We start from the raw sequence: 256 nt of genomic DNA, 5'->3' as shown, positions 1-256 counted from the left end.
TCCCGCATGCAGTACCATCGGCGCTGACAGGCTTAGCTTCCGGGTTCGGAATGTAACCGGGCGTTACCCCATCGCTATGACCACCGAAACACTATGAAACAAACAACCCAGCAAACCCACCACACACATGTATGCATGGTTCGGGTTCCGGCAGCTGTTGCCTCAGAACCAACACAGTGGACGCGAGCACATATGGTCAAGCCCTCGGCCTATTAGTACCGGTCAACTCCAACCCTCACAGGTCTTCCATCTCCGG

1 rRNA gene is annotated in these 256 nt (G+C 55.5%); it reads right to left on the bottom strand.

Annotated features, from left to right (window positions below):
- Positions 1-88, bottom strand: a 5S ribosomal RNA gene (gene rrf / locus GL263_RS27960); the annotation flags it as partial.
- Positions 89-256: the final 168 nt, after the last annotated feature.

Origin of the sequence: Streptomyces durbertensis, from assembly GCF_014156695.1 — a bacterium.
In the GTDB taxonomy this organism is placed as follows: Bacteria; Actinomycetota; Actinomycetes; order Streptomycetales; family Streptomycetaceae; genus Streptomyces; species Streptomyces durbertensis.
The sequence above is the reverse complement of the archived record's forward strand: the minus strand, read 5'-3'. Positions and strand labels throughout refer to the sequence as shown.